Origin of the sequence: Rhodococcus sp. IEGM 1307, from assembly GCF_030056915.1 — a bacterium.
GTDB lineage: Bacteria > Actinomycetota > Actinomycetes > Mycobacteriales > Mycobacteriaceae > Rhodococcus_F > Rhodococcus_F opacus_D.
Genome location: NZ_JASHKW010000034.1, coordinates 1 through 20,850, shown reverse-complemented (window position 1 = coordinate 20,850; position 20,850 = coordinate 1). Strand labels below are relative to the sequence as shown.

Annotated in this window: 20 protein-coding genes; 18 read left to right on the top strand and 2 right to left on the bottom strand. The window is 68.4% G+C overall.

From position 1 onward, the window contains the following. Positions 1–47 precede the first annotated feature (47 nt). Both QM841_RS40165 and QM841_RS40160 read left to right on the top strand, forming a co-directional pair. Positions 48–878, top strand: a complete 831-nt coding sequence (locus tag QM841_RS40165; protein WP_280779129.1) for a crotonase/enoyl-CoA hydratase family protein — start codon at positions 48–50, stop codon at positions 876–878. Positions 879–992: 114 nt separating this feature from the next. Beyond that, positions 993–2,690, top strand: a complete 1,698-nt coding sequence (locus QM841_RS40160) for an MDR family MFS transporter (RefSeq protein WP_280779128.1) — start codon at positions 993–995, stop codon at positions 2,688–2,690. A 112-nt stretch (positions 2,691–2,802) separates the two neighbouring features. On the opposite strand, the gene QM841_RS40155 is transcribed toward QM841_RS40160, so the two are convergent. After that, positions 2,803–3,294, bottom strand: a complete 492-nt coding sequence (locus QM841_RS40155) for an inorganic diphosphatase (protein ID WP_009477470.1) — start codon at positions 3,292–3,294, stop codon at positions 2,803–2,805. 131 nt (positions 3,295–3,425) lie between these two features. On the opposite strand from QM841_RS40155, the gene dacB reads away from it, so the two are divergent. Genes dacB through hpt form a run of 4 tightly spaced genes read left to right on the top strand, consistent with a single transcriptional unit; the run spans position 3,426 to position 7,416 of the window. Next, on the top strand, positions 3,426–4,811 hold the full coding sequence (gene dacB, locus QM841_RS40150) for a D-alanyl-D-alanine carboxypeptidase/D-alanyl-D-alanine endopeptidase (RefSeq protein ID WP_283336393.1): 1,386 nt from the start codon (positions 3,426–3,428) through the stop codon (positions 4,809–4,811). Next, positions 4,811–5,857 carry an Rv3626c family coenzyme F420 biosynthesis-associated protein gene (locus QM841_RS40145; protein ID WP_280779126.1) on the top strand — a complete coding sequence of 349 codons (1,047 nt, stop codon included), beginning with the start codon at positions 4,811–4,813 and terminating at the stop codon, positions 5,855–5,857. The genes dacB and QM841_RS40145 overlap by 1 nt, the downstream gene beginning before the upstream one ends. 22 nt (positions 5,858–5,879) lie before the next feature. Further along, positions 5,880–6,857, top strand: a complete 978-nt coding sequence (tilS, locus tag QM841_RS40140) for a tRNA lysidine(34) synthetase TilS (protein ID WP_283336363.1) — start codon at positions 5,880–5,882, stop codon at positions 6,855–6,857. A gap of 4 nt (positions 6,858–6,861) precedes the next feature. Continuing rightward, positions 6,862–7,416, top strand: a complete 555-nt coding sequence (gene hpt, locus QM841_RS40135) for a hypoxanthine phosphoribosyltransferase (RefSeq protein ID WP_005244976.1) — start codon at positions 6,862–6,864, stop codon at positions 7,414–7,416. 15 nt (positions 7,417–7,431) lie between these two features. Here the strand turns inward: hpt and QM841_RS40130 are convergent, their stop codons facing one another. After that, entirely contained in the window at positions 7,432–9,570 is a 2,139-nt protein-coding gene (locus QM841_RS40130) for a serine/threonine-protein kinase (RefSeq protein WP_283336362.1), read from the bottom strand. A 164-nt stretch (positions 9,571–9,734) separates the two neighbouring features. On the opposite strand from QM841_RS40130, the gene QM841_RS40125 reads away from it, so the two are divergent. The 12 genes from QM841_RS40125 to QM841_RS40070 all read left to right on the top strand — a co-directional run bounded on the left by QM841_RS40125 (position 9,735) and on the right by QM841_RS40070 (position 20,791). Further along, a complete protein-coding gene (locus QM841_RS40125) occupies positions 9,735–11,081 on the top strand; it encodes an amidase (RefSeq protein ID WP_283336361.1) in 1,347 nt (448 codons plus the stop codon). Positions 11,082–11,292: 211 nt separating this feature from the next. Beyond that, positions 11,293–13,566 carry an ATP-dependent zinc metalloprotease FtsH gene (gene ftsH / locus QM841_RS40120; RefSeq protein ID WP_283336360.1) on the top strand — a complete coding sequence of 758 codons (2,274 nt, stop codon included), beginning with the start codon at positions 11,293–11,295 and terminating at the stop codon, positions 13,564–13,566. A 60-nt stretch (positions 13,567–13,626) separates the two neighbouring features. Continuing rightward, on the top strand, positions 13,627–14,244 hold the full coding sequence (gene folE / locus QM841_RS40115; RefSeq protein WP_025431746.1) for a GTP cyclohydrolase I FolE: 618 nt from the start codon (positions 13,627–13,629) through the stop codon (positions 14,242–14,244). Continuing rightward, positions 14,241–15,098, top strand: a complete 858-nt coding sequence (gene folP, locus QM841_RS40110; RefSeq protein WP_283336359.1) for a dihydropteroate synthase — start codon at positions 14,241–14,243, stop codon at positions 15,096–15,098. Before folE ends, folP begins: the two co-directional genes overlap by 4 nt. Beyond that, positions 15,091–15,453, top strand: a complete 363-nt coding sequence (folB, locus tag QM841_RS40105) for a dihydroneopterin aldolase (protein ID WP_280779122.1) — start codon at positions 15,091–15,093, stop codon at positions 15,451–15,453. Before folP ends, folB begins: the two co-directional genes overlap by 8 nt. Then, positions 15,450–15,962, top strand: coding sequence for a 2-amino-4-hydroxy-6-hydroxymethyldihydropteridine diphosphokinase (gene folK, locus QM841_RS40100; RefSeq protein ID WP_283336357.1), 513 nt, complete (start codon positions 15,450–15,452; stop codon positions 15,960–15,962). Before folB ends, folK begins: the two co-directional genes overlap by 4 nt. A 20-nt stretch (positions 15,963–15,982) precedes the next feature. Further along, positions 15,983–16,450 (top strand): DUF3180 domain-containing protein, encoded by a 468-nt coding sequence (locus QM841_RS40095; protein WP_192817860.1) that lies wholly within the window; start codon positions 15,983–15,985, stop codon positions 16,448–16,450. Between the two features lie 70 nt (positions 16,451–16,520). Next, a complete protein-coding gene (locus tag QM841_RS40090; protein ID WP_283336356.1) occupies positions 16,521–17,489 on the top strand; it encodes a DUF6779 domain-containing protein in 969 nt (322 codons plus the stop codon). 147 nt (positions 17,490–17,636) lie between these two features. Continuing rightward, positions 17,637–18,563 carry a Rossmann-like and DUF2520 domain-containing protein gene (locus QM841_RS40085; protein WP_011596825.1) on the top strand — a complete coding sequence of 309 codons (927 nt, stop codon included), beginning with the start codon at positions 17,637–17,639 and terminating at the stop codon, positions 18,561–18,563. Positions 18,564–18,568: 5 nt separating this feature from the next. Then, the gene (gene panC / locus QM841_RS40080) at positions 18,569–19,507 is read left to right on the top strand and encodes a pantoate--beta-alanine ligase (RefSeq protein WP_283336355.1); all 939 of its coding nucleotides are present in this window, start codon (positions 18,569–18,571) and stop codon (positions 19,505–19,507) included. Between the two features lie 18 nt (positions 19,508–19,525). Beyond that, entirely contained in the window at positions 19,526–19,972 is a 447-nt protein-coding gene (panD, locus tag QM841_RS40075; protein WP_283336354.1) for an aspartate 1-decarboxylase, read from the top strand. Between the two features lie 3 nt (positions 19,973–19,975). Next, entirely contained in the window at positions 19,976–20,791 is an 816-nt protein-coding gene (locus tag QM841_RS40070) for a type III pantothenate kinase (RefSeq protein ID WP_009477485.1), read from the top strand. Positions 20,792–20,850 lie beyond the last annotated feature (59 nt).

The following is a 20,850-nucleotide window of genomic DNA, read 5'->3' as shown; positions in this document are numbered from 1 at the left end:
CCAGGGTATTTCTCCTGACCTCGAAGAGCGGTGGTTACTCTGGAGTAATGACCGAACAGAAGACCTGGAATGCGTTCACCGTCGAGCGCAAGGATCACGTCGCGCAGGTGACGCTCATCGGACCCGGAAAGGGCAACGCGATGGGCCCGGATTTCTGGAGCGAGCTCCCCGAGATCTTCGGGGAACTCGACACCGATCCGGACGTGCGGGCCGTGGTGATCGCCGGCTCCGGCAAGAACTTCTCCTTCGGTCTGGATCTGCCCGCCATGAGCGGCAGCTTCGGGTCCGTCCTCGCCGACAAGGCGCAGGCCGGCCCGCGTACCGCGTTCCACGACATGATCAAGCGGATGCAGTCCGGCATCAATGCGGTCGCCGACTGCCGCAAGCCGGTGGTCGCGGCCGTCCAGGGCTGGTGCATCGGCGGCGGCGTCGACCTGATCTCCGCGTGCGACATTCGCTACGCCAGCACCGACGCGAAGTTCAGCATCCGTGAGGTCAAAGTCGCGATCGTCGCGGACATGGGCAGCTTCGCCAGGCTGCCCGCCATCATCGGCGACGGCCACCTGCGGGAACTCGCGCTCACCGGTAAGGACATCGACTCCGGGCGCGCCGAGAAGATCGGTCTCGTCAACGGTGTCTTCGCGGACGTCGACGCCGTCCTCGCCGCCGCGCACGCGACCGCGGCCGAGATCGCGGCGAACCCGCCGCTCGTCGTGCACGGCATCAAGGACGTCCTCGACCACTCCCGCGCGGCCGCCGTCGACGACAGCCTCCGCTACGTCGCCGCGTGGAACGCCGCGTTCCTGCCGTCGCAGGACCTGACCGAGGCGATCACCGCCGTCTTCGAGAAGCGCGCCCCCGAATTCACGGGCGAATAGTCCGTCCGCCGACGCGGCCGCACCTCCGGGACGGGGTGCGGCCGCGTCGTAGTCGCTTATCCGCAGGTAAAGCCCAGTTCATCAGTTGCCCGAAACCTCGCCGCCCTCGCATACTTGCGGACTACAAGTAAACGACAGCGCAGCGAGGAAACAGTGTCGAATTCGGTCGAAACGCCGGTGGCCTACACCCACCGGCAGATCCTGGCTGTACTCAGTGGGTTGATGCTCGGCATGTTCCTCGCCGCGCTCGACCAGACGATCGTGGCGACGGCGATCCGGACCATCGCCGACGACCTCGACGGGTATTCGCTGCAGGCGTGGGCCACCACCGCATACCTCGTCACCGCCACCCTGGCGACGCCGCTCTACGGCAAACTGTCCGACATCTACGGCCGCAAACCGTTCTTCATGTTCGCGATCACGGTGTTCGTGATCGGCTCGGTCATGTGCACCTTCTCGACGTCGATGTACATGCTCGCGGCCTTCCGTGCAGTGCAGGGGCTCGGCGCGGGCGGTCTGTTCTCGTTGGCGCTCACCATCATCGGCGACATCGTCTCCCCGCGTGAACGGGCCAAATATCAGGGCTACTTCCTGGCCGTGTTCGGCACCTCCAGCGTCCTCGGCCCCGTCCTCGGCGGAGTGTTCGCCGGGCAGGATGTGATCCTCGGAATCGACGGCTGGCGTTGGGTTTTCCTCGTCAACGTGCCGGTGGGACTGGTCGCGCTCACGGTCGTCTCCCGCGTGCTGCACCTGCCGCGGCGACCGAGCGGAAGCCGGCGGATCGACTGGTGGGGCGCGATCGCCCTCGCGGTGGGTGTGGTGCCGCTGCTCGTGGTCGCCGAACAGGGGCACAGCTGGGGGTGGGACAGCTCGAAGTCGTTGGCGTGCTACGTGATCGGCGTCATCGGTGTGCTCGCCTTCGTGTCGGTGGAATTGGCGATGAAGGACGACGCACTCATCCCGATGCGCTTCTTCCGTAACAGCACCTTCGCGCTCGGTGTCGTGATCAGCCTAGTCGTGGGCGCCGTCATGTTCGGCGGTATCACCTTGCTGCCGCAGTACTTACAGGTGGTGAAGGGCTCGAGCCCCACCCTGGCCGGGTTCCAGATTCTGCCGATGGTCCTCGGCCTCATGGCCGGCTCGGTGGTCAGCGGTCAGATGATCTCGCGGACCGGGCGGTACCGGTACTTCCCGATCCTGGGCACCGCTCTGATCGGGATCGGCGCGTTCCTGCTGCACACGCTGGCCGCCGACACCCCGATGCCCGTCGTGATGGTGTTCATGCTGATCCTCGGACTCGGTCTCGGAAACCTGATGCAGCCCCTCACCCTCGCCATTCAGAACGCACTGCCCCCGCAGGACATGGGGGTGTCGACCGGAGCGGCCACGTTCTTCCGGCAGATCGGCGGCACCGCAGGCGTCGCAATCTTCCTGTCGATCCTCTTCTCCCGCCTCACCCCGGCCATCGGCGAACGCGTGACAGCCGCCGCCGGCACAGCCGACTTCCGTCGAGCCGTGGCCGCGGCCGCACAGAGCAACGACCCCGCGGAGGCCGCCATGGGCCAAGGGATCCTCAGCCCCGACCACGCCGGCGTCAGCGGAGTCCTCACGGACAGCTCGGTGATCGGAAAACTCGACGACGTGCTGGCCCTGCCCTTCCGCGAAGGATTCGCCGACGCAATCGGATCCGTCTTCCTCAGCGTGTCGATGCTCGCCGTCGTCGCCTTCGTCCTCACTCTGCTGTGGAAGGAAGTGCCACTCCGCAGCGAGTCCGGCCTCCAGGCCGCGGCGCGGGGAGACGCGCAGGAGTGAGACGCCAACGGCGCCCACCCCTGCGGGGGATGGGCGCCGTTGCCGTAAATATCGGGAGGCTCAGTGCCAGACGATTCGCTGCCGGCTCAGTGCCCGACGATTCGCCGCCGGCTCAGTGCCCGCCGTTGTCCTTCAGACGCTTGAACGAGGCCTCGACCTCGGCCTTCGCCTCGGCCACCCCGACCCAGTCGGCGGCCTCGACGTGCTTGCCCGGCTCGAGGTCCTTGTAGTGGACGAAGAAGTGCTTGATGGCATCCAGTTCGAACTGCGGAACGTCGCCGATGTCCTGGATGTGATCCCAGCGCGGGTCGCCGGCCGGCACACACAGCACCTTGTCGTCGCCGCCGGCCTCGTCGACCATCTTGAACATGCCGACCGGACGTGCCTCGACGATGACGCCGGGGAACACGGACTCGGGGAGCAGGACCAGCGCGTCCAGCGGGTCGCCGTCCTCGCCGAGCGTGTTCTCGATGAAGCCGTAGTCGGCCGGGTAGCCGAACGCGGTGTAGAGGTAGCGGTCCAGCTTCACGCGACCGGTCACGTGGTCGACCTCGTACTTGTTTCGCTGACCCTTGGGGATCTCGATGGTGACGTCGAACTCCACGCCGATTCCTCGCTGTCGTGTCGATGATGATTCGGGGAGAGGATATCGGGTCGAGGATAAGGTTGGTTGTCTGACCACCCACGAATCACAGTGAAGACGGAGGCGCGTTGCCGAGCCAGGGAAAGAAGAAGATGGGCTCGTTGGCGGGACGCCACCGTCGGAACATGCGAATTCTGTTCGCGTCGGTCGTCGTCGTGGTGCTCGCGATGGCGGCTGTTCTGGTGGTCGCGGTGACCGCGCACAACGCGTCGGCGGGGCGCGGTGAACTGACGATCGCGCCCGAACCGGCACCGATCACGGCGGCCCCGCAGGTCACGCCGGTGCCGGACGACGCCCCGATGCCGACGGCGCAGGGGATCGCCGCCGCAGTCGGTCCGGCCGCCGCCAACCCCGACCTCGGCAAGTTCAGCGGAACGGTCGCCGACGCGGTCACCGGTCAGGTCCTGTGGAGTGTCAACCCGCAGACCCCGATGACCCCGGCGTCGACCACCAAGGTCCTCACCGCGGGATCCGCGTTGCTGGCGTTGCCGTCCGACCGTCGCGTGACGACGAAGGTGGTGCAGGGGGCGACTCCCGGCGAGATCGTCCTCGTTGCCGGCGGTGATCCCACACTCACCGCGAAACCGGTCGGGGAGAACGGCTATTACCCGGGTGCGGCGCACATCTCGCAACTGGTCGATCAGATCCGGAACGCGGGCATCCAGGTGACGAGCATCGTGGTCGACACCAGCATCTACTCGGGCGACACCATGGCGCAGGGGTGGTTCCCGACGGACGTCGGCGCCGGATTCATCACCCCCACCGAACCGATCATGATCGACGGCGGACGGGCCGACCCGCTCGTGGACGAGTCGCCGCGCAGTGCGACACCCGCGCTCGACGCCGGGCGGACGCTCGCCGGTGCGCTCGGCGTCGCCCCGTCGGCGGTCACGTCGGGGGTCGCGGCGCCCGGTGCGGCTACCGTGGCGAGCGTGCAGTCCGCGCCGCTGCGCGACCGGTTGCGGCAGATGATGGAACACTCGGACAATGTGCTTGCCGAAGCGATCGGGCGGGAGGTTGCCATGAATGCCGGCGCGGAAGCATCGTTCGACGGCGCCGTCGCGACCATCGGCCAGACCCTGACCGCGGCCGGCTTCGATCTGTCGGGGTTCACCCTGCACGACGCCAGCGGGTTGTCCGTCGACGACCGCATCGCCCCGCACACGCTCGACCAGGTCCTCACGGCCGCCGCGGGCGACGGCAATCCGGCCCTGCGCCCGATGCTCGACTACCTGCCGGTGGCCGGTGCCACGGGCAGCCTGTCGGACCGGTACGCGTCGGGGAACCGCACGGGCGCCGGATGGGTGCGGGCGAAGACCGGCACCCTGTCCACGGCCAGCGCGCTCGCCGGCTACGTGGTGGACCAGAACGGGCGTGTCCTCACGTTCGCGCTGATGTCCAACGACCGCCCGCCGGAGGTCAGCCGTCCCGCACTCGACGCACTGGCGGCCGCGCTCCGCACGTGCGGGTGCCAGTGATGGCCGCCGAGGGAAATGCCTTCAGCGGCGCCGTCGACTGGAAGCTGGCAGCCAGGACGGGGGTGAAACTCGCGCGCAGCGGACCGGTGACGTCGCGGTACACCGCCGAAACCGTGGTCGCGGAACTGGCCGACGCGTCGATGCGCGCGGAACTGCCCGTCCGGGAAGTCACCGGCCTCGCCGACGGACTTCCGGTGCCGACCGCCCAGATCCTCGACCGGGCCGGGTGGATCCACGCCGCCGCGCATTCGATGTCGCAACTCACGGGCGGCGACGCCGCTCCCGGCACGCTGGTCGGCAAGCCGGCAGGCATTCAGGCCGGGGCGATGCTCGCGTACCTGTCGTCGGCGATCCTCGGCCAGTACGACCCGTTCACCGGCGACAACGGAACCCTGCTGCTCGTGGCGCCCAACGTGGTGTCCGTCGAGCGCACGTTGCGGGTGCGGCCCAGCGACTTCCGGCTCTGGGTGTGCCTCCACGAGGTGACGCACCGGGTGCAGTTCTCGTCCTCACCGTGGCTCACCGGATACATGCAGGAGTCGGTGGAGACCCTCGGATCCGCCGAAGACGAGTCCCTCACCGACATGGTCGGCCGGTTGTCCTCCGCGCTGCGCGCCCGCGGGCGCACGGAGCCGGACGACTCGGGCGCACCGGGCGGCATCGTCGGACTGCTGCGCGCGACGCAGGCCGAGCCGCAACGTGAGGCGCTCGACCGCCTGCTGGTGCTCGGCACCCTCCTCGAGGGACATGCGGACCACGTGATGGACGCCGTCGGCCCCGCGGTCGTGCCGTCGGTGGCCGCGATCCGGGCAGCGTTCGATCAGCGGCGCCGCCGCAAGAGCAATCCTGTGCAGCGTCTCATCCGTGCACTGCTCGGAATGGACGCCAAGATGGCGCAGTACGTGCGCGGTAAGGCGTTCGTCGACGCCGTCGTGGACAAGGTCGGGATGGACCGGTTCAACGTCGTGTGGACCGGCCCCGACACGTTGCCCCGGCTCGCAGAGATCGACGCGCCGGACGTCTGGGTGTCCCGGGTTCTGGGCTGATTCGAGAAGGGCTGAGCCGGTGATGGTGCTTCCCGAGGAGCCGGCGATCCTCGAGGTTCGTCACGCCCTGCGGCGCTGGATCGCGGCGCACGCCCCGGACGGTGAGATCGCGGTCGCGTTGTCGGGTGGCGCCGACTCACTGGCACTGACCGCGGCGGCCGCCGTCGAGGCACGGTCGGTGTGTGCCCTCGTCGTCGATCATCGGCTGCAGCCGGGTTCCGCCGACGTGGCCGACGAGGCGGCAGCCCGTGCCCGAGCGCTCGGCTGCGCGTCCGCCGAGGTGCTTCCCGTCGATGTGACCGGGTCGGGCGGGCTCGAGGCGGCCGCCCGACAGGCCCGTTACCGCGCCCTCGACTCGGCGCGCGGAACCCGCCCGGTGCTGCTGGGGCACACCCTCGACGACCAGGCCGAAACGGTGTTGCTGGGGTTGTCGCGCGGTTCGGGCGGTCGATCCATCTGGGGGATGAGCGCGTACGACAGCCCGTGGGGGCGTCCGCTGCTGGACGTGCGCCGCGCGGTGACCCGGCAGGCCTGCGCGGAACTGGGACTGAGCCCGTACGAGGACCCGCACAACGCCTCACCCGACTTCGTGCGGGTGCGGCTGCGCACCGAGGTGCTGCCGCTGCTCGAGGACGTGCTGGGCGGCGGCGTCGCCGGAGCCCTCGCCCGCACCGGGGAACACCTGCGCGAGGAAGGAGCGGTCCTCGACACGCTGGCCGCCGACGCCCAAGCAAAAGTCGTGGTGGACGGCGAAATCGACACCGCCCTGCTCGCACTGTCGGCGCCACCCGTCCGCAGGCGGGTGCTGCGCAGCTGGCTCCTCGCGGCCGGTGCGCGCGGTCTCGGAGACACCCAGCTGCGGGCCGTGGACGACCTCGTCGCACGGTGGCGGGGACAGGGGCAGGTGGCGATCGGGGGCGGAACACCGGACGCGAGGTTGGTGGTCCGCCGACGACGTGGCAGGCTGAACGTCGGATTGGACGACCGACGAAGGGTTTGATCGCGTGTACGAAGGCGACATCGCATCGGTACTGATCTCCGAGGACGAGATCCGTCGACGTACCGTCGAACTGGCCGAGGAGATCGCCAAGCGCTACCCGGAGGGCGCCCCGGAAGGGGATCTGCTCCTGGTGGGTGTCCTCAAGGGCGCTATCTTCTTCATGACCGACTTCGCGCGGGCCCTCCCCATCCCCACCCAGATGGAGTTCATGGCCGTCAGCTCCTACGGGTCGTCCACGTCGTCCTCCGGCGTCGTGCGCATCCTCAAGGACCTCGACAAAGACATCGCGGGCCGGCACGTGCTGATCGTCGAGGACATCATCGACTCCGGTCTGACGCTGTCCTGGCTGATGCGCAACCTGTCGAGCCGCAACCCCGCGTCGCTCGAGGTCGTCACGCTGCTGCGCAAGCCCGACGCCATCAAGGTCGACGTCAACGTCGCGAACGTCGGCTTCGACATTCCCAACGAATTCGTCGTCGGGTACGGCCTCGACTACGCCGAGCGCTACCGCGACCTGCCGTACATCGGGACTCTCGAGCCTTCCGTCTACGGCGGCTGATCTCCGCGCCGCCCGTCAGCGGACGGATTCGTGGGACACGGCGAGCTCCAGCGCCCGCAGGTCCTGTTCCAGTTGCCGGAACAGCCAGTACACGCCGACGAACGCGAAGATGCCGCCGACGCACAGGATGCGGACCGCGATGATCACCAGCGTGATCTCGTCGGGCGACAGGAACGTCACCCCGGCCACACCGGCCAGCGGAACCGAGGCGGCCACCGCGAGATACAGCGTGCTCCGGCGGTCGAGACCCCGCAGTTTGTGCGCGTCGGCGCTGCTGGCGATGTCCTGAGGCAGCAGGGTCGGGTAGATGCAGCGCACCGCGAAGAACGCCACCACGAAGAACGGGTACGCCACCGACACGGCACCGCACACGATCAGTGATGCGATGAAGTGCACGTACGCGCCCGGCGGCACGTTCCCCGCCGCGAGTTGCAGGGAAATCGGATAGGCGATGCCCGCGATGACCCACAACCCGAACACCACCAGCACGACGCGGTCGCCGAGCAGCAGCGTGTCGGTGCGGGCCCGGGCCAGTGTCTGGCGGTCGTACGTTTTCCCCTTGCGCAGACCCCGCGGAACGAGTAGCGGATATCGGCACCAGTAGAGCAGCATGATCGCGCCCAACGGGAACGCGATCGAATTGATCACCAATTGGATCGATTCGAACGAGTGCTGGGCCTCCGGCGTCAGATTGCTGATGATCAGCATCTTGTTGTGGTGATAGTTGTAGGCGCCCGCGAGGGCATTCGGCACCGCGATACCGATCACCAGGATCGGGAGGGCGAATCGGCGCAGCCGCATGCGCCAACTGTTCGGCGGCGGATCGACGAGGTCCCGGGCCCGCGGATTCAGGCACAGGTCGAATTGCTGGGCCAGTTCGGCACCGGACGACCACCGGTCCTCCGGCTTCGGTGCCAGACACGTCAGCAGCACCCGTCGCAGCGACGGCGGGCAGTCGTAGGGCAACTGGTCCAGGAACTCCGGGTCGATGTCGCGGCTGCGGCGGTCCAGCATCGCTTCAAGTGCGACGAGCGACTCGCTCGACACATCCTCGTCCTCGAACGGACGCCGTCCGCACATCAGCTCCCACAACATCACGCCGAGCGCGAAGATGTCGCTGCGGGTGTCGAGGTCCGCCGCCGTCCCCGGCATACCGCGGTGACACGCCTCGAGTTGCTCGGGCGACATGTACGCCAGGGACCCGCCGAAGTAGGCGAGCGGTGACGCCCCGGTGACGGTGTCGCTGAAACTGATGTTGAAATCGGCGAGCTTCGGCACCCCCTCGGCCGTCAGCAGGATGTTCGCGGGTTTGATGTCGCGGTGCAGGACGCCGCGCTTGCCGGCGTAGTCGAGGGCGTCCGCCAGTCGCCGCCCCAGCCACGCGATCGTCTCCGGCCAGGTCAGCGATGCGATCTCGTCCCGCACACTCGAGTCGGTGGGCCTGATCTCGCCCTTCTCCCGCATCTCCTCGTCGACCACGTCCAGCAGCAGGCTGCCCGTCCGGTCCTGTTCCGGGGTCACACGCACGCGCCGCAGAACCCGCAGCAGGGTGCCGCCCGGCAGGTACTGCATGTAGAGCAGGCGCAGCTGGCGGTCTTCGAGCAACCGCTGGTCGAACACGCGGACGATGTAGTTGTGGTCGAGTTTTGCGAGGGTCTGCGGCTCGTTCCCCTTGTCGTGCGAGATCTTCACCGCGACGAGTCGCTGCATCGACCGCTGGCGTGCCAGAAACACCCGGCCGAACGCGCCGCTGCCCAGACTCATCAGCAGATCGAAGTCGTCGACCTGCTGCCCGACCTCCACATCGTCGAGAGCCGCATTGCTCGGCGGCTTGGTGATGAGCGTGTCCGGCTGCCTGGCGGTCACGGTCGGACCGGCGGCCGCGGTCTGTTCGGCGGCGGCGGTTTGTTCGGCGGCGGCGGTTTGTTCGGCGGCGGCGGTTTGTTCGGCGGCGGCGGTTCGTTCGGCGGCGGCGGTTTGTTCGGCGGTCATCGTCCGTGCGGACACGGTGTGCGCAGCAACCACCGTCGACGGTCCGGCCGCGACCGTCGCTTCGCTGCTCTCGTGTTCGGAGTTCGTGACTCCGACGGTCCGTTCGGCAGAGTCCGATCCAGCGGCCGATCCGTCTCTGCCCGACCCGTTTCCTCTGGTCATTGCACATCGAGGGTTCTACTGGGCGGGTTCTCTGGGCACATCGAGGTTGTCTGGAGCGGTGTGAAGAGTCCCATCCAGGGACAAGCGAATGGTAACCCCACAGACCTACCGTATCCAGCGCGAATACTCGAAATGACTGCTTCTCTGCACCATATACTCGGGTAATGGGGGACTCCCCGTTCACCTCAGCCGTCGTCGTCGCCGAGCAGGTTCGCTCGGGCGTCTCGAGCCCGATGGAGCATGTCGAGGCCGCGCTCGCGGCCATCGAAGAGCGTGAACCGAAGATTCAGGCGTTCGTCACCGTCCTCGCCGAACAGGCCCGAGCCGACGCGCTCGCCCTCTCCCGCCGGCCGGATCTGTCCACACTTCCGCTGGCAGGAGTGCCCGTCGCGATCAAAGACGTCATTTCGGTGGCCGGACTGCCGATGCGCGAGGGATCGGGTGCGACCAGTGCGGAACCGAAGATTGCCGATCACCCGGTCGTCGCGCGACTGCGGGCGGCGGGAGCGGTGGTCGTGGGCCTGACCACCCTCCCCGAACTGGCGGTGTGGGGTACCACCGACGCGCCCGGCCACATCACCCGCAATCCGTGGAATCTTTCCCTGACCTGTGGGGGTTCATCCGGGGGAGCGGCCGCCGCCGTTGCCGCGGGGATGGTGCCCCTGGCACACGGGACCGACGGTCTGGGGTCGATCCGCATCCCTTCGGCGAACTGCGGAGTGTTCGGTATCAAACCGGGCAGGGGAGTCGTGCCGTCCGAACTCGGCGCCACCTCGTGGTTCGGCATGGCCGAGAACGGGCCCATCGCCACGACCGTCGACGACGCCGCCCTGATGCTGTCCGTCCTCGCCGACCGACCCGAACTCGCGCGGATCGGCGCATCGGAACCGTTGCGGATCGCGGTGGCGGCAGGGTCGCCGACGTTCCTGGCCACGGTCGATCCGCAGTGGCGGGACGCGGCCGTGCGCGCGGGCACGGAACTGACCGGCTCGGGCCACGACGTCGAGCCTGCGACGTTGCCGTACCCGGTCAACCTGCTTCCCGTTCTCGCCCGCTGGACCGCGGGAACGGCCGCCGACGCGAAGGGGCTCGATCTGCGGCGCCTGCAGCCGCGGACCCGCAGACACGTCGCGGTGGGCCGCGCGCTGGGCCGGTTCGTCCGCCCGGAGCAGGTGGGCAGGCTCGAAGAGTCGCTACGCGCATTCTTCGAGAACTACGACGTGGTGATCACACCCGCTCTCGCGCAGCCGCCGCTCGCGGCGACGACGTGGAGCGAGCGGTCGTGGCTGTCGAACATCGTGGCCAACGTGCGGTATGCCCCGCTCAGCGCGCTGTGGAATCTCGTCGGGTGGCCTGCGGCGAGTGTGCCCGTCGGCACGCACTCGCATTCGGGCACCCCGCTGGCCGTGCAGATCGCGGCGCCGCCCGGGGGAGAGGCCAGGATCCTGGCCCTGGCCGCTCACATCGAGCGGGTGGGCGGCGGCTGGCCGAGGGTCGCGCCCGTGCGGTGAACTCCCGCACATTCGGACTCGGATCGAGTCCGAGGGAACCGATGGGCAACCGCATGCGTTGAAAGAAAAGAGACCGCTCCCAACGGCGGTTGGCTGCTACCTGGAGTCGCCGGGGTGCCTTCGCGGTAACCTGGTTTGTCCGGTTGGCAGCCGGAAGGCGCACCCGGAAGACCCGCACTCTCGAAAGGACCGGCCATATCGGCCGACCTGTATGAACCGTAAGACTGTGTTTCGAAACCTGGCGATAGTTGCCGGCATCCTGCTGGTGATCTACGCCTTCAGCTACTTCGGCAACGACACGCGCGGATTCCAGGGTGTCGACACCTCCGTGGCGATCGCGCAGCTCGACGCGAACAACGTCGACAAGGCGCAGATCGACGACCGGGAGCAGCAGGTGCGCCTGTGGCTGAAGGACGGCAACGACGCCACCGACGGCAAGACCGAGATCCTCGCGAAGTATCCGGCGTCGGCGTCCGAGCAGATCTTCAACGAGATCTCCGACAAGGGCCTGCAGAGCTACAACACCACGGTCACGCAGGAGAGCTGGCTCACGTCCATCCTGCTGTTCGTCCTGCCGATGGTGATCCTGCTCGGCATCTTCTTCTTCGTGATGAGTCGCATGCAGGGCGGCGGTCGCGGCGGCGTCATGGGCTTCGGCAAGTCGAAGGCCAAGCAGCTCAACAAGGACATGCCGAAGACCACGTTCGCCGACGTCGCGGGTGCGGACGAGGCCGTCGAAGAGCTGTACGAGATCAAGGACTTCCTGCAGAACCCGATGCGCTACCAGTCGCTGGGCGCGAAGATCCCGCGCGGCGTGCTGCTGTACGGGCCGCCCGGAACCGGTAAGACCCTCCTCGCCCGCGCGGTGGCAGGCGAGGCCGGCGTCCCGTTCTTCACGATCTCCGGTTCGGACTTCGTCGAGATGTTCGTCGGTGTGGGTGCGTCCCGCGTACGCGACATGTTCGACCAGGCCAAGCAGAACAGCCCCTGCATCATCTTCGTCGACGAGATCGACGCCGTCGGACGCCAGCGTGGCGCCGGCCTCGGCGGCGGTCACGACGAGCGTGAGCAGACCCTCAACCAGTTGCTGGTCGAGATGGACGGTTTCGGTGACCGCACCGGCGTCATCCTCATCGCCGCCACCAACCGCCCCGACATCCTCGACCCGGCGTTGCTGCGCCCGGGCCGCTTCGACCGGCAGATCCCGGTCGGCGCCCCCGACCTCGCCGGTCGTCGCGCCATCCTGAAGGTCCACTCGCAGGGCAAGCCGATCGATCAGCACGCCGACCTCGAGGGCCTGGCCAAGCGCACCGTCGGAATGTCGGGTGCCGATCTGGCCAACGTCATCAACGAGGCCGCGCTGCTCACGGCCCGCGAGAACGGCACCGTCATCACGGAGGCCGCGCTCGAGGAGTCCGTCGACCGTGTCGTCGGCGGTCCCCGCCGCAAGAGCCGCATCATCAGCGAGCACGAGAAGAAGATCACCGCGTACCACGAGGGCGGGCACACGCTCGCCGCGTGGGCGATGCCCGACATCGAGCCCGTCTACAAGGTCACCATCCTCGCCCGTGGCCGCACCGGCGGTCACGCGATGACGGTGCCCGAGGACGACAAGGGCCTGATGACACGGTCCGAGATGATCGCCCGACTCGTCATGGCGATGGGTGGCCGCGCGGCCGAGGAACTCGTGTTCCACGAGCCGACCACCGGTGCGTCCTCCGACATCGACATGGCGACGAAGATCGCCCGGTCGATGGTCACCGAGTACGGCATGAGCGCCAAGCTGGGTGCGGTGCGGTACGGCCAGGAGGGTGGAGATCCGTTCCTGGGCCGGTCGATGGGTCAGCAGTCCGACTACTCCCACGAGGTCGCGCGCGAGATCGATGAAGAGGTCCGCAACCTCATCGAGGCCGCGCACACCGAGGCGTGGGCGATCCTCAACGAGTACCGCGACGTGCTGGACATCCTGGCTACCGAGCTGCTCGAACGCGAGACGCTCACCCGCAAGGATCTCGAGAAGATCTTCCACAGTGTCGAGAAGCGCCCGCGCATCACCGCGTTCAACGACTTCGGCCACCGGACCCCGTCCGACAAGCCGCCGGTCAAGACGCCGCGAGAACTCGCCGTCGAGCGCGGCGAGCCGTGGCCTCAGCAGCCCGAGCCGGTGTTCGCGCAGCAGCAGTCGCAGCAGGCTCCGCCGCAGCAGCAGTACCCGCAGCCGGCACCCGCCAACGGTTACTCGCAGCCGGCACCGGCCCGGCCGCAGGGTGGGATGACGCAGCCGCGTCCGGACTACGGCGCCCCCGCGGGTTGGTCGGCTCCGGGCTGGCCGCCTCGCGACCCGGGGAACCAGAACAACCCCGAGCGTCAGTACCCCGGTAACCAGGGTCCGGGGAACCAGTGGAACCCGCCGCACGAGCAGCGTGGCACCGGCGACGACGACGCGCAGACGAGGGCCTGGAAAGGACCGGACGGATCGAACTGATCCGCCCGACACTAGGCTGTTGCTTCGGGACGATCGGTCCCGGTACTGGAGGAGTTTCGGTTGTCGGTGAATCATCTCGGTAGTGAGCCCGTGGCACTCGAGACAGGCCGGGTGTTCGATCAGCCGCGTGCCGAAGCCGCGGTGCGCGAACTGCTGATCGCGATCGGTGAAAACCCGGACCGTCCCGGACTCCGGGATACGCCCGCCCGCGTGGCGCGGTCGTACCGCGAGGTCTTCGCGGGCCTCTACACCGACCCGGACACCGTGCTGAACACGACGTTCGACGAGGGGCACCAGGAGCTGGTGCTCGTTCGCGACATCCCGCTGTACTCCACGTGTGAGCACCATCTCGTGTCGTTCCACGGGGTCGCCCACGTCGGGTACATCCCCGGTAAGACGGGCAAGGTGACCGGACTGTCGAAGTTGGCGCGCGTGGTCGACCTCTACGCCAAGCGTCCGCAGGTGCAGGAACGTCTGACCAGCCAGATCGCCGACGCCGTCATGCGCAAGCTCGACCCGCGCGGTGCGATCGTGGTCATCGAGGCCGAGCACCTGTGCATGGCGATGCGGGGGATCCGCAAGCCTGGTGCGAGTACCACCACCTCCGCGGTGCGTGGTCTGCTCCAGTCCAGCGCGGCCTCACGTTCCGAGGCTCTGGACCTTATTCTGCGGAAGTGACCGTGATCGAGTTGCCCGCGCCAGGCCGAACCGTGGTGATGGGCGTCCTGAACGTCACCACCGATTCCTTTTCCGACGGCGGACGTTTCTTCGATCGTGACGCGGCGCTCGCGCGCGGTCTGGAACTGAAGCGTCTCGGCGTCGACATCGTCGACGTCGGCGGCGAGTCCACCCGGCCGGGCGCGGCGCGGGTCGATCCCGACGTCGAAGCCGGTCGCGTCGCACCCGTGATTTCGGATCTGGTGGGCGAGGGCATCTGCGTCAGCGTGGACACGATGCGGGCGTCGGTCGCGGAGGCCGCGATCGAGGCGGGGGCGTCGATCATCAACGACGTCGCCGGTGGCCGTGCGGATGCCGCGATGGCCTCGGTGGTCGCGGACGCCGGAGTGCCGTGGATCCTGATGCACTGGCGTTCGGCTGCCGACTACGTGCACCGCGGCACCGCCGATCACTACGACGACGTGGTCCGTGAGGTTCGGGACGAACTGATGACCCAGGTCGACCTGGCCGTGAAGGCCGGGGTGGATCCGGGTTCCCTGGTGCTGGATCCGGGTCTCGGTTTCGCGAAGACCGCCGACCACAACTGGGCTCTGCTGAAGGCGCTGCCCGAGTTCAACGAGCTGGGATTCCCCGTCCTCATCGGCGCGTCCCGCAAGCGGTTCCTGGGTTCGCTGCTGGCGGATGCGGACGGGGAACCGCGGCCGCCCGCCGGACGGGAGATCGCGACCGCCGTCGTTTCGGCGCTCGCCGCGACCCACGGGGCGTGGGGAGTGCGCGTGCACGACGCGCAGGGTTCCCTCGACGCCATTGCGGTCGCCGAGGCCTGGGCAAAGGGTGCAGCCGGACGTGAGTGATCGAATCGAGTTGCGCGGCTTGAAGGTTCGTGGCAATCACGGCGTCTTCGAACACGAGAAGCGGGACGGTCAGGACTTCTACGTCGACATCACCGTGTGGATGGACCTCGCCCCGGCGGCCGCATCGGACGACCTCGACGACACCCTCGACTACGGCGGACTGGCCGAGCGCGCGGCCGCGATCGTCGCGGGACCCCCACGGGACCTCATCGAGACCGTTGCCGCGGAGATCGCGGACGGGGTGATGACCGACCCTCGCGTCCGGCGCACCGAGGTGGTGTTGCACAAGCCGTCCGCGCCGATCCCGTTGACGTTCGCGGACGTCGCGGTGGTCGCGCACAGGTCACGACCATGAGTCGCGCGGTGTTGTCGATCGGATCGAACGTCGGCGACAGTCTTGCCCATCTGCAGTCCGTTCTCGACGGGCTGGGTGACGCGGTCGTGGCGGTCTCTCCGGTGTATTCGACGGCGCCGTGGGGCGGTGTGGAGCAGCAGGACTTCCTCAACGCGGTTCTCGTCGTCGACGATCCCGCCCTCGACGGTTACGGCTGGTTGCGGCGCGGGCAGGAACTCGAGGCCGCCGCCGACCGGGTACGGATCGAACGGTGGGGCCCGCGCACGCTCGACGTCGACGTCGTCACGTGCGACGACGTCCGCAGCGACGACCCCGAACTGACGTTGCCGCACCCGAGAGCACACGAGCGTGCGTTCGTGCTGATTCCGTGGCTGGACGTCGAACCCGACGCCGTGTTGCCGGTCGACGGGAGGACGACCCGAGTGGACGCGCTGCTGCCACTGCTGGACGACGAGGAACGGGCCGGTGTGCACCGGACGCAGCTCGTTCTGGACCGGCGGTCGCGATGAAGCCGGAACCGACGGGCACGATGAAACCCACCCGGATCTGGGATCTGCTGTTCCTGGCCGCTCTCGCCGTCGCCGCCACCTGGATCCTGGTCCGCGTGTTCTACGGCTCGTTTCCGCCGATTCCCGTGTATGCCGGGGCGTCGCTGTACCCGGTCGCGCTGATCGAGGTCGTGCTCGCGTTCATGGTGCGATCCCGGGTCAGCAATCATCAGGTGGGCGACGGACCGCGTCAGCTGCACCCGATCACGGCCGCCCGAGTGGCGGCGCTCGCCAAGGCGTCCGCGCTCGTCGGTGCCGCGACGGCGGGAGTGTGGGGCGGCTTCCTGCTGTACCTGCTTCCGCAGCGGTCGGTGCTCCGGGCCGCGGTCTCGGACACCCCCGGCGCGTGGGTGGGTCTCGTCGCTGCGCTCGCCCTCGTCGGCGCGGCGCTGTGGTTGGAACACTGCTGCCGCACCCCCGACGACCCCTCGGACGAGCCGGCGCATTAGGGACATGGGGGATCGCCGCAGGTCCGATGGAATGCGCGGCGCACCCTTCACGGCCAAGTACCCTGGCACCATGACGAATCCTGGTCGCCTCAAGTCTGCGCGCCGCAACAGGCGCAGCGCGAGCCAGATGATCGTTGCGGGGTTGCTCGCCCTCGCGGTGATCGCGTCCCTCTTCCTGATCTTCAGCGACAGCGTCCAACTCCTGCGGGTGGGCCTGGTGGCCGCGCTGTGGGCCGCCACAGTCGGTGCCATCGCCATGACGAAGTACCGGCGCGAGTCGGCGCTCGACAAGGCGAAGGTCAACGACCTGCAGACCGTCTACGAGTTGCAGCTCGAGCGGGAGATCTCGGCACGGCGCGAATACGAGCTCACCGTCGAGAAGCGGGTACGCAGCGAGGTGCGCGCCGACGCCGAAGAACTCGCCGCGCTGCGTGCCGAACTCTCGTCGCTCCGCAAGAATCTCGAGGCCCTGTTCGACGGCGCGATGCCGACCGAACGGATCGCGCTGCGGGCGGATTCGACGCGCGTGCAGGAACTTGCCGGCGGGTCGTACAGCAGCTACCAGCCTGCTGCGTCGGGCCTGTACATCCCGGGAGCGGGACATGCCGCCGGGGCGGGGCATCAGAGCGGCTCCGCCCAGTCGTCGCACCATTTCGCGAATCCGGACGACGACCCGGTCACCGCCGAGACGTCCATCGTCGAGCCCGCCTATGCCGGATCCACCGAACCCGAGATCGAGGTCGAGCCGGAACCGGAGCCCGAGCAGGGTGCCGAGACCCGGCAGGCACCCGAGCCGGAGCCGGTCGCGGAGGTCGAGCCCGAACCTGTCGCGAAGCCCGAGCCCGAGCCTGACTCCGAGGCAGAGGCAGAGGCCGAGGCTGAGCCCGAAGCGCGGCCGGGCCGCCGACGGGCGCCCGAGGACGACGAACCGTCTGGTGCACACTCCAACGGGCGGTCCGTCGCCGAGATCATGGCCAACATGCAGTCGGCATCCGGGGCCGCCCAGAGCACCGGAGGCAGGCGCCGCCGGGCCGAATAAGGCCGGACGCGCCCGAGGATCAACCCGCATCGTGTGAGGCATATATCACTCTGCCAGCGCATGGCGGGGTGTGTTCGAGCCGGGCTATCCTCACCGTGGAACGTCTGGTACCCGCCGAGCGGGACTGGAACGAACGAGAGGACGAAGGTGACCTCTTTCGGGATCACTAATGGCCCTGCGCCTGCGAGGTTGACGGTAGGAATCGTCTCCGCCGGCCGGGTCGGTACAGCAATCGGTGCCGCGTTGGAGCGGGCAGGTCACGTCGTCGTCGCCTGCTCGGCCGTTTCCGACGCGTCACGTCACCGGGCACGGACCCGGCTTCCCGAGACCGAGATTCTGCCGGTGGCAGAGGTCGCGGCCCGCTCCGAACTGCTCGTTCTCGCCGTCCCCGACGCCGAACTGCCGTCGCTGATCGCGGGGCTGGCCTCCACCCGTGCGGTGCCGAGTCGCGCGATCGTGGCCCACACGTCCGGCGCGAACGGCATCGGGATCCTCGACCCCCTCACCGAGCAGGGCGTCGTACCGCTCGCGATTCACCCCGCGATGACGTTCACCGGGCACGACGAGGACACCGTCCGTCTCGCGTCCGCCTGTTTCGGCATCACCGCCGCCGACGACATCGGTTACGCCATCGCGCAGTCGCTGGTCCTCGAGATCGGCGGCGAGCCCGTCCGGGTCCGCGAGGACATGCGACCGCTGTACCACGCCGCTCTCGCCCACGGCAGCAACCACCTGGTGACGCTCGTCGTCGACGCCGTGGCCGCGCTGCGCGTCGCCCTCGAAGGCCAGGAACTGCTCGGCCAGGAGTTGATCGGCGACGATCCGAACGGCCTGGCCGAACGGGTACTCCAGCCGCTGCTGTCCGCGGCGCTCGACAACGCCCTGCGGCGCGGGCCGTCGGCGCTGACCGGGCCGGTCGCGCGGGGCGATTCGGAAGCGGTCGCCACGCATCTGCGGGTACTCGAAGAGGTCGATCCGCGGATCGCGGCCGGCTACCGCGCCCTGTCCCTGAGGTCGGCGCAACGCGCCGGTGCGACACCTGAACTGCTGGAAATCCTGGAAGACCGGAGGTGAGTTCCGTGAGCGATCTGCAGGGCGGATACAAGCGCGGCGAACTGACCGTGCACCACGACCCGAGCGTGCTGACCCGGGTCTCGAAGGCGCTGCGCGGTGTCGGCCGCCAGGTCGCGCTCGTGCCGACGATGGGAGCCCTCCACACGGGTCACCTGGAACTGGTGCGGCAGGCCAAGCTCACCGGCGCGGTGGTGATCGTCTCGATCTTCGTCAACCCGCTGCAGTTCGGCGCCGGCGAAGACCTCGACGCCTACCCGCGCACCCTCGACGCCGATCTCGAACTGCTGCGCGAGGCCGGAGTCGAGCTGGCGTTCGTGCCCACCGCAGCCACCATGTACCCGGCAGGACCGCGGACCACGATCCATCCCGGACCGCTGGGCGCCGAGCTGGAGGGCGCGTCCAGGCCGACGCACTTCGCGGGCATGCTCACCGTCGTCGCCAAGCTGCTGCAGATCGCGGCGCCCAACGTCGCGTATTTCGGTGAGAAGGACTACCAGCAGCTGACGTTGATCCGGCAGATGGTGACCGACCTGAATTTCGACGTCCGGATCTTCGGCGTGCCCACGGTGCGTGAGCACGACGGACTGGCACTGTCTTCGCGCAACCGCTACCTCGACGAGGCGCAGCGCGGCGCGGCGACGGCACTGTCCGCGGCTCTGATCGCCGGCGCCCACGCCGCCGCCGGTGGCGCCGAGGCGATCCTCGCCACTGCGCGCGAGGTGCTGGCGTCCGTCCCGGAGGTCGAGGTCGACTACCTCGAAGTGCGGGGCGTCGATCTCGGCCCCGCCCCCGAGCGCGGCGACGGCAGGCTGCTCGTCGCCGCCAAGGTCGGGACCACCCGCCTGATCGACAACGTCGGTGTCGCCGTCGGCACCGGGTTCCTCGAACGCGACGCCGAACCAGCGTCGGACGCGTCGGCCGCAGACGAACTTCTTTCCCGCTAGAAGAGTAAGGACCACAACATGTTTCGCACCATGATGAAGTCGAAGATCCATCGCGCCACCGTCACGCACGCCGACCTGCACTACGTGGGCTCGGTGACGGTCGACCAGGATCTGATGGACGCCGCCGACCTTCTCGAGGGCGAGCAGGTGTGCATCGTCGACATCGACAACGGCGCGCGGCTCGAAACCTATGTGATCGCAGGCGAGCGGGGAAGTGGCGTCATCGGGATCAACGGTGCGGCAGCACATCTGGTCAAGCCCGGTGACCTCGTCATCCTCATCGCGTACGGCGTCATGAACGAGCAGGAGGTGCGCGACTACGAGCCGCGTGTCGTGTTCGTCGACGCCGCCAACTTGCCGACCGAGCTCGGCGCCGACCCGGCGCACGCGCCGGAGGGCTCCGGTCTCATCACCCCGCGCATGCTGTCGACGCTCGACGCCGAGCGCGAATCCAGTTTGGTGTAACCCATGCTCCTCACCGTCGACGTCCGGAACACGAACATCGTTCTCGGACTGTTCACCGGTTCCGGTGAACACTCGAAGTTGGTGCAGGACTGGCGGATGCGCACCGACGCGAGGATGACGGCGGACGAACTGGCCCTCATCTTCCGGGGGCTCCTCGGCACGCACACCGATCAGATCACCGGTGTGTCCGCGCTGTCGACGGTGCCGTCGGTGCTGCGGGAGATCCGCGTGATGCTGACGCGGTACTGGGGGCACGTCCCGCACGTGCTGGTGGAACCCGGGGTGCGAACCGGTGTTCCGCTGCTCGTCGACAACCCCAAGGAGGTGGGCGCCGACCGGATCGTGAACAGTCTTGCGGCGCATCACCTCTACGACGCACCGTGCATCGTGGTCGACTTCGGGACGTCCACGTGTGTCGACGTCGTGTCCGCCAAGGGCGAGTTTCTCGGCGGCGCCATCGCGCCCGGCCTCGAGATCTCCTCGGACGCACTCGCGTCGCAGTCGGCGGCGCTGCGCAAGGTCGAACTGGTGCGGCCCCGCTCCGTCGTCGGCAAGAACACCGTCGAGTGCATGCAGTCGGGTGCGGTGTTCGGTTTCGCCGGCCTCGTCGACGGGCTGGTCCGCCGCGTGCGCAAGGAACTGCCCGCCTTCTCCGGTTCCGACGTGGTGGTGATCGCGACCGGTGACCGCGCGCCGCTGATCATGCCCGAGACGGAAACCGTCGACGAGCACGAACCGGATCTCACGCTCGAAGGGCTGCGCCTGGTCTACGAGCGGAATCAGGCTCGCCGGGGTGCGCGTCGCAGCCCGCTCGAGTGACGGGCCTGTTGCCTCATGTCAAGATGCCCGCGAAGTCTGATTCGTTGACTCATCGAGAA

Excerpts from the sequence above, each read along its gene's own strand:
- QM841_RS40165 (WP_280779129.1), top strand. The coding sequence starts at position 48 with ATGACCGAACAGAAGACCTGGAATGCGTTCACCGTCGAGCGCAAGGAT.
- dacB (WP_283336393.1), top strand. The coding sequence starts at position 3,426 with ATGGGCTCGTTGGCGGGACGCCACCGTCGGAACATGCGAATTCTGTTC.
- QM841_RS40145 (WP_280779126.1), top strand. The coding sequence starts at position 4,811 with ATGGCCGCCGAGGGAAATGCCTTCAGCGGCGCCGTCGACTGGAAGCTG.
- tilS (WP_283336363.1), top strand. The coding sequence starts at position 5,880 with ATGGTGCTTCCCGAGGAGCCGGCGATCCTCGAGGTTCGTCACGCCCTG.
- QM841_RS40130 (WP_283336362.1), bottom strand. The coding sequence starts at position 9,570 with ATGACCAGAGGAAACGGGTCGGGCAGAGACGGATCGGCCGCTGGATCG.
- QM841_RS40125 (WP_283336361.1), top strand. The coding sequence starts at position 9,735 with ATGGGGGACTCCCCGTTCACCTCAGCCGTCGTCGTCGCCGAGCAGGTT.
- ftsH (WP_283336360.1), top strand. The coding sequence starts at position 11,293 with ATGAACCGTAAGACTGTGTTTCGAAACCTGGCGATAGTTGCCGGCATC.
- folK (WP_283336357.1), top strand. The coding sequence starts at position 15,450 with ATGAGTCGCGCGGTGTTGTCGATCGGATCGAACGTCGGCGACAGTCTT.
- QM841_RS40095 (WP_192817860.1), top strand. The coding sequence starts at position 15,983 with ATGAAACCCACCCGGATCTGGGATCTGCTGTTCCTGGCCGCTCTCGCC.
- QM841_RS40090 (WP_283336356.1), top strand. The coding sequence starts at position 16,521 with ATGACGAATCCTGGTCGCCTCAAGTCTGCGCGCCGCAACAGGCGCAGC.
- panD (WP_283336354.1), top strand. The coding sequence starts at position 19,526 with ATGTTTCGCACCATGATGAAGTCGAAGATCCATCGCGCCACCGTCACG.
- QM841_RS40070 (WP_009477485.1), top strand. The coding sequence starts at position 19,976 with ATGCTCCTCACCGTCGACGTCCGGAACACGAACATCGTTCTCGGACTG.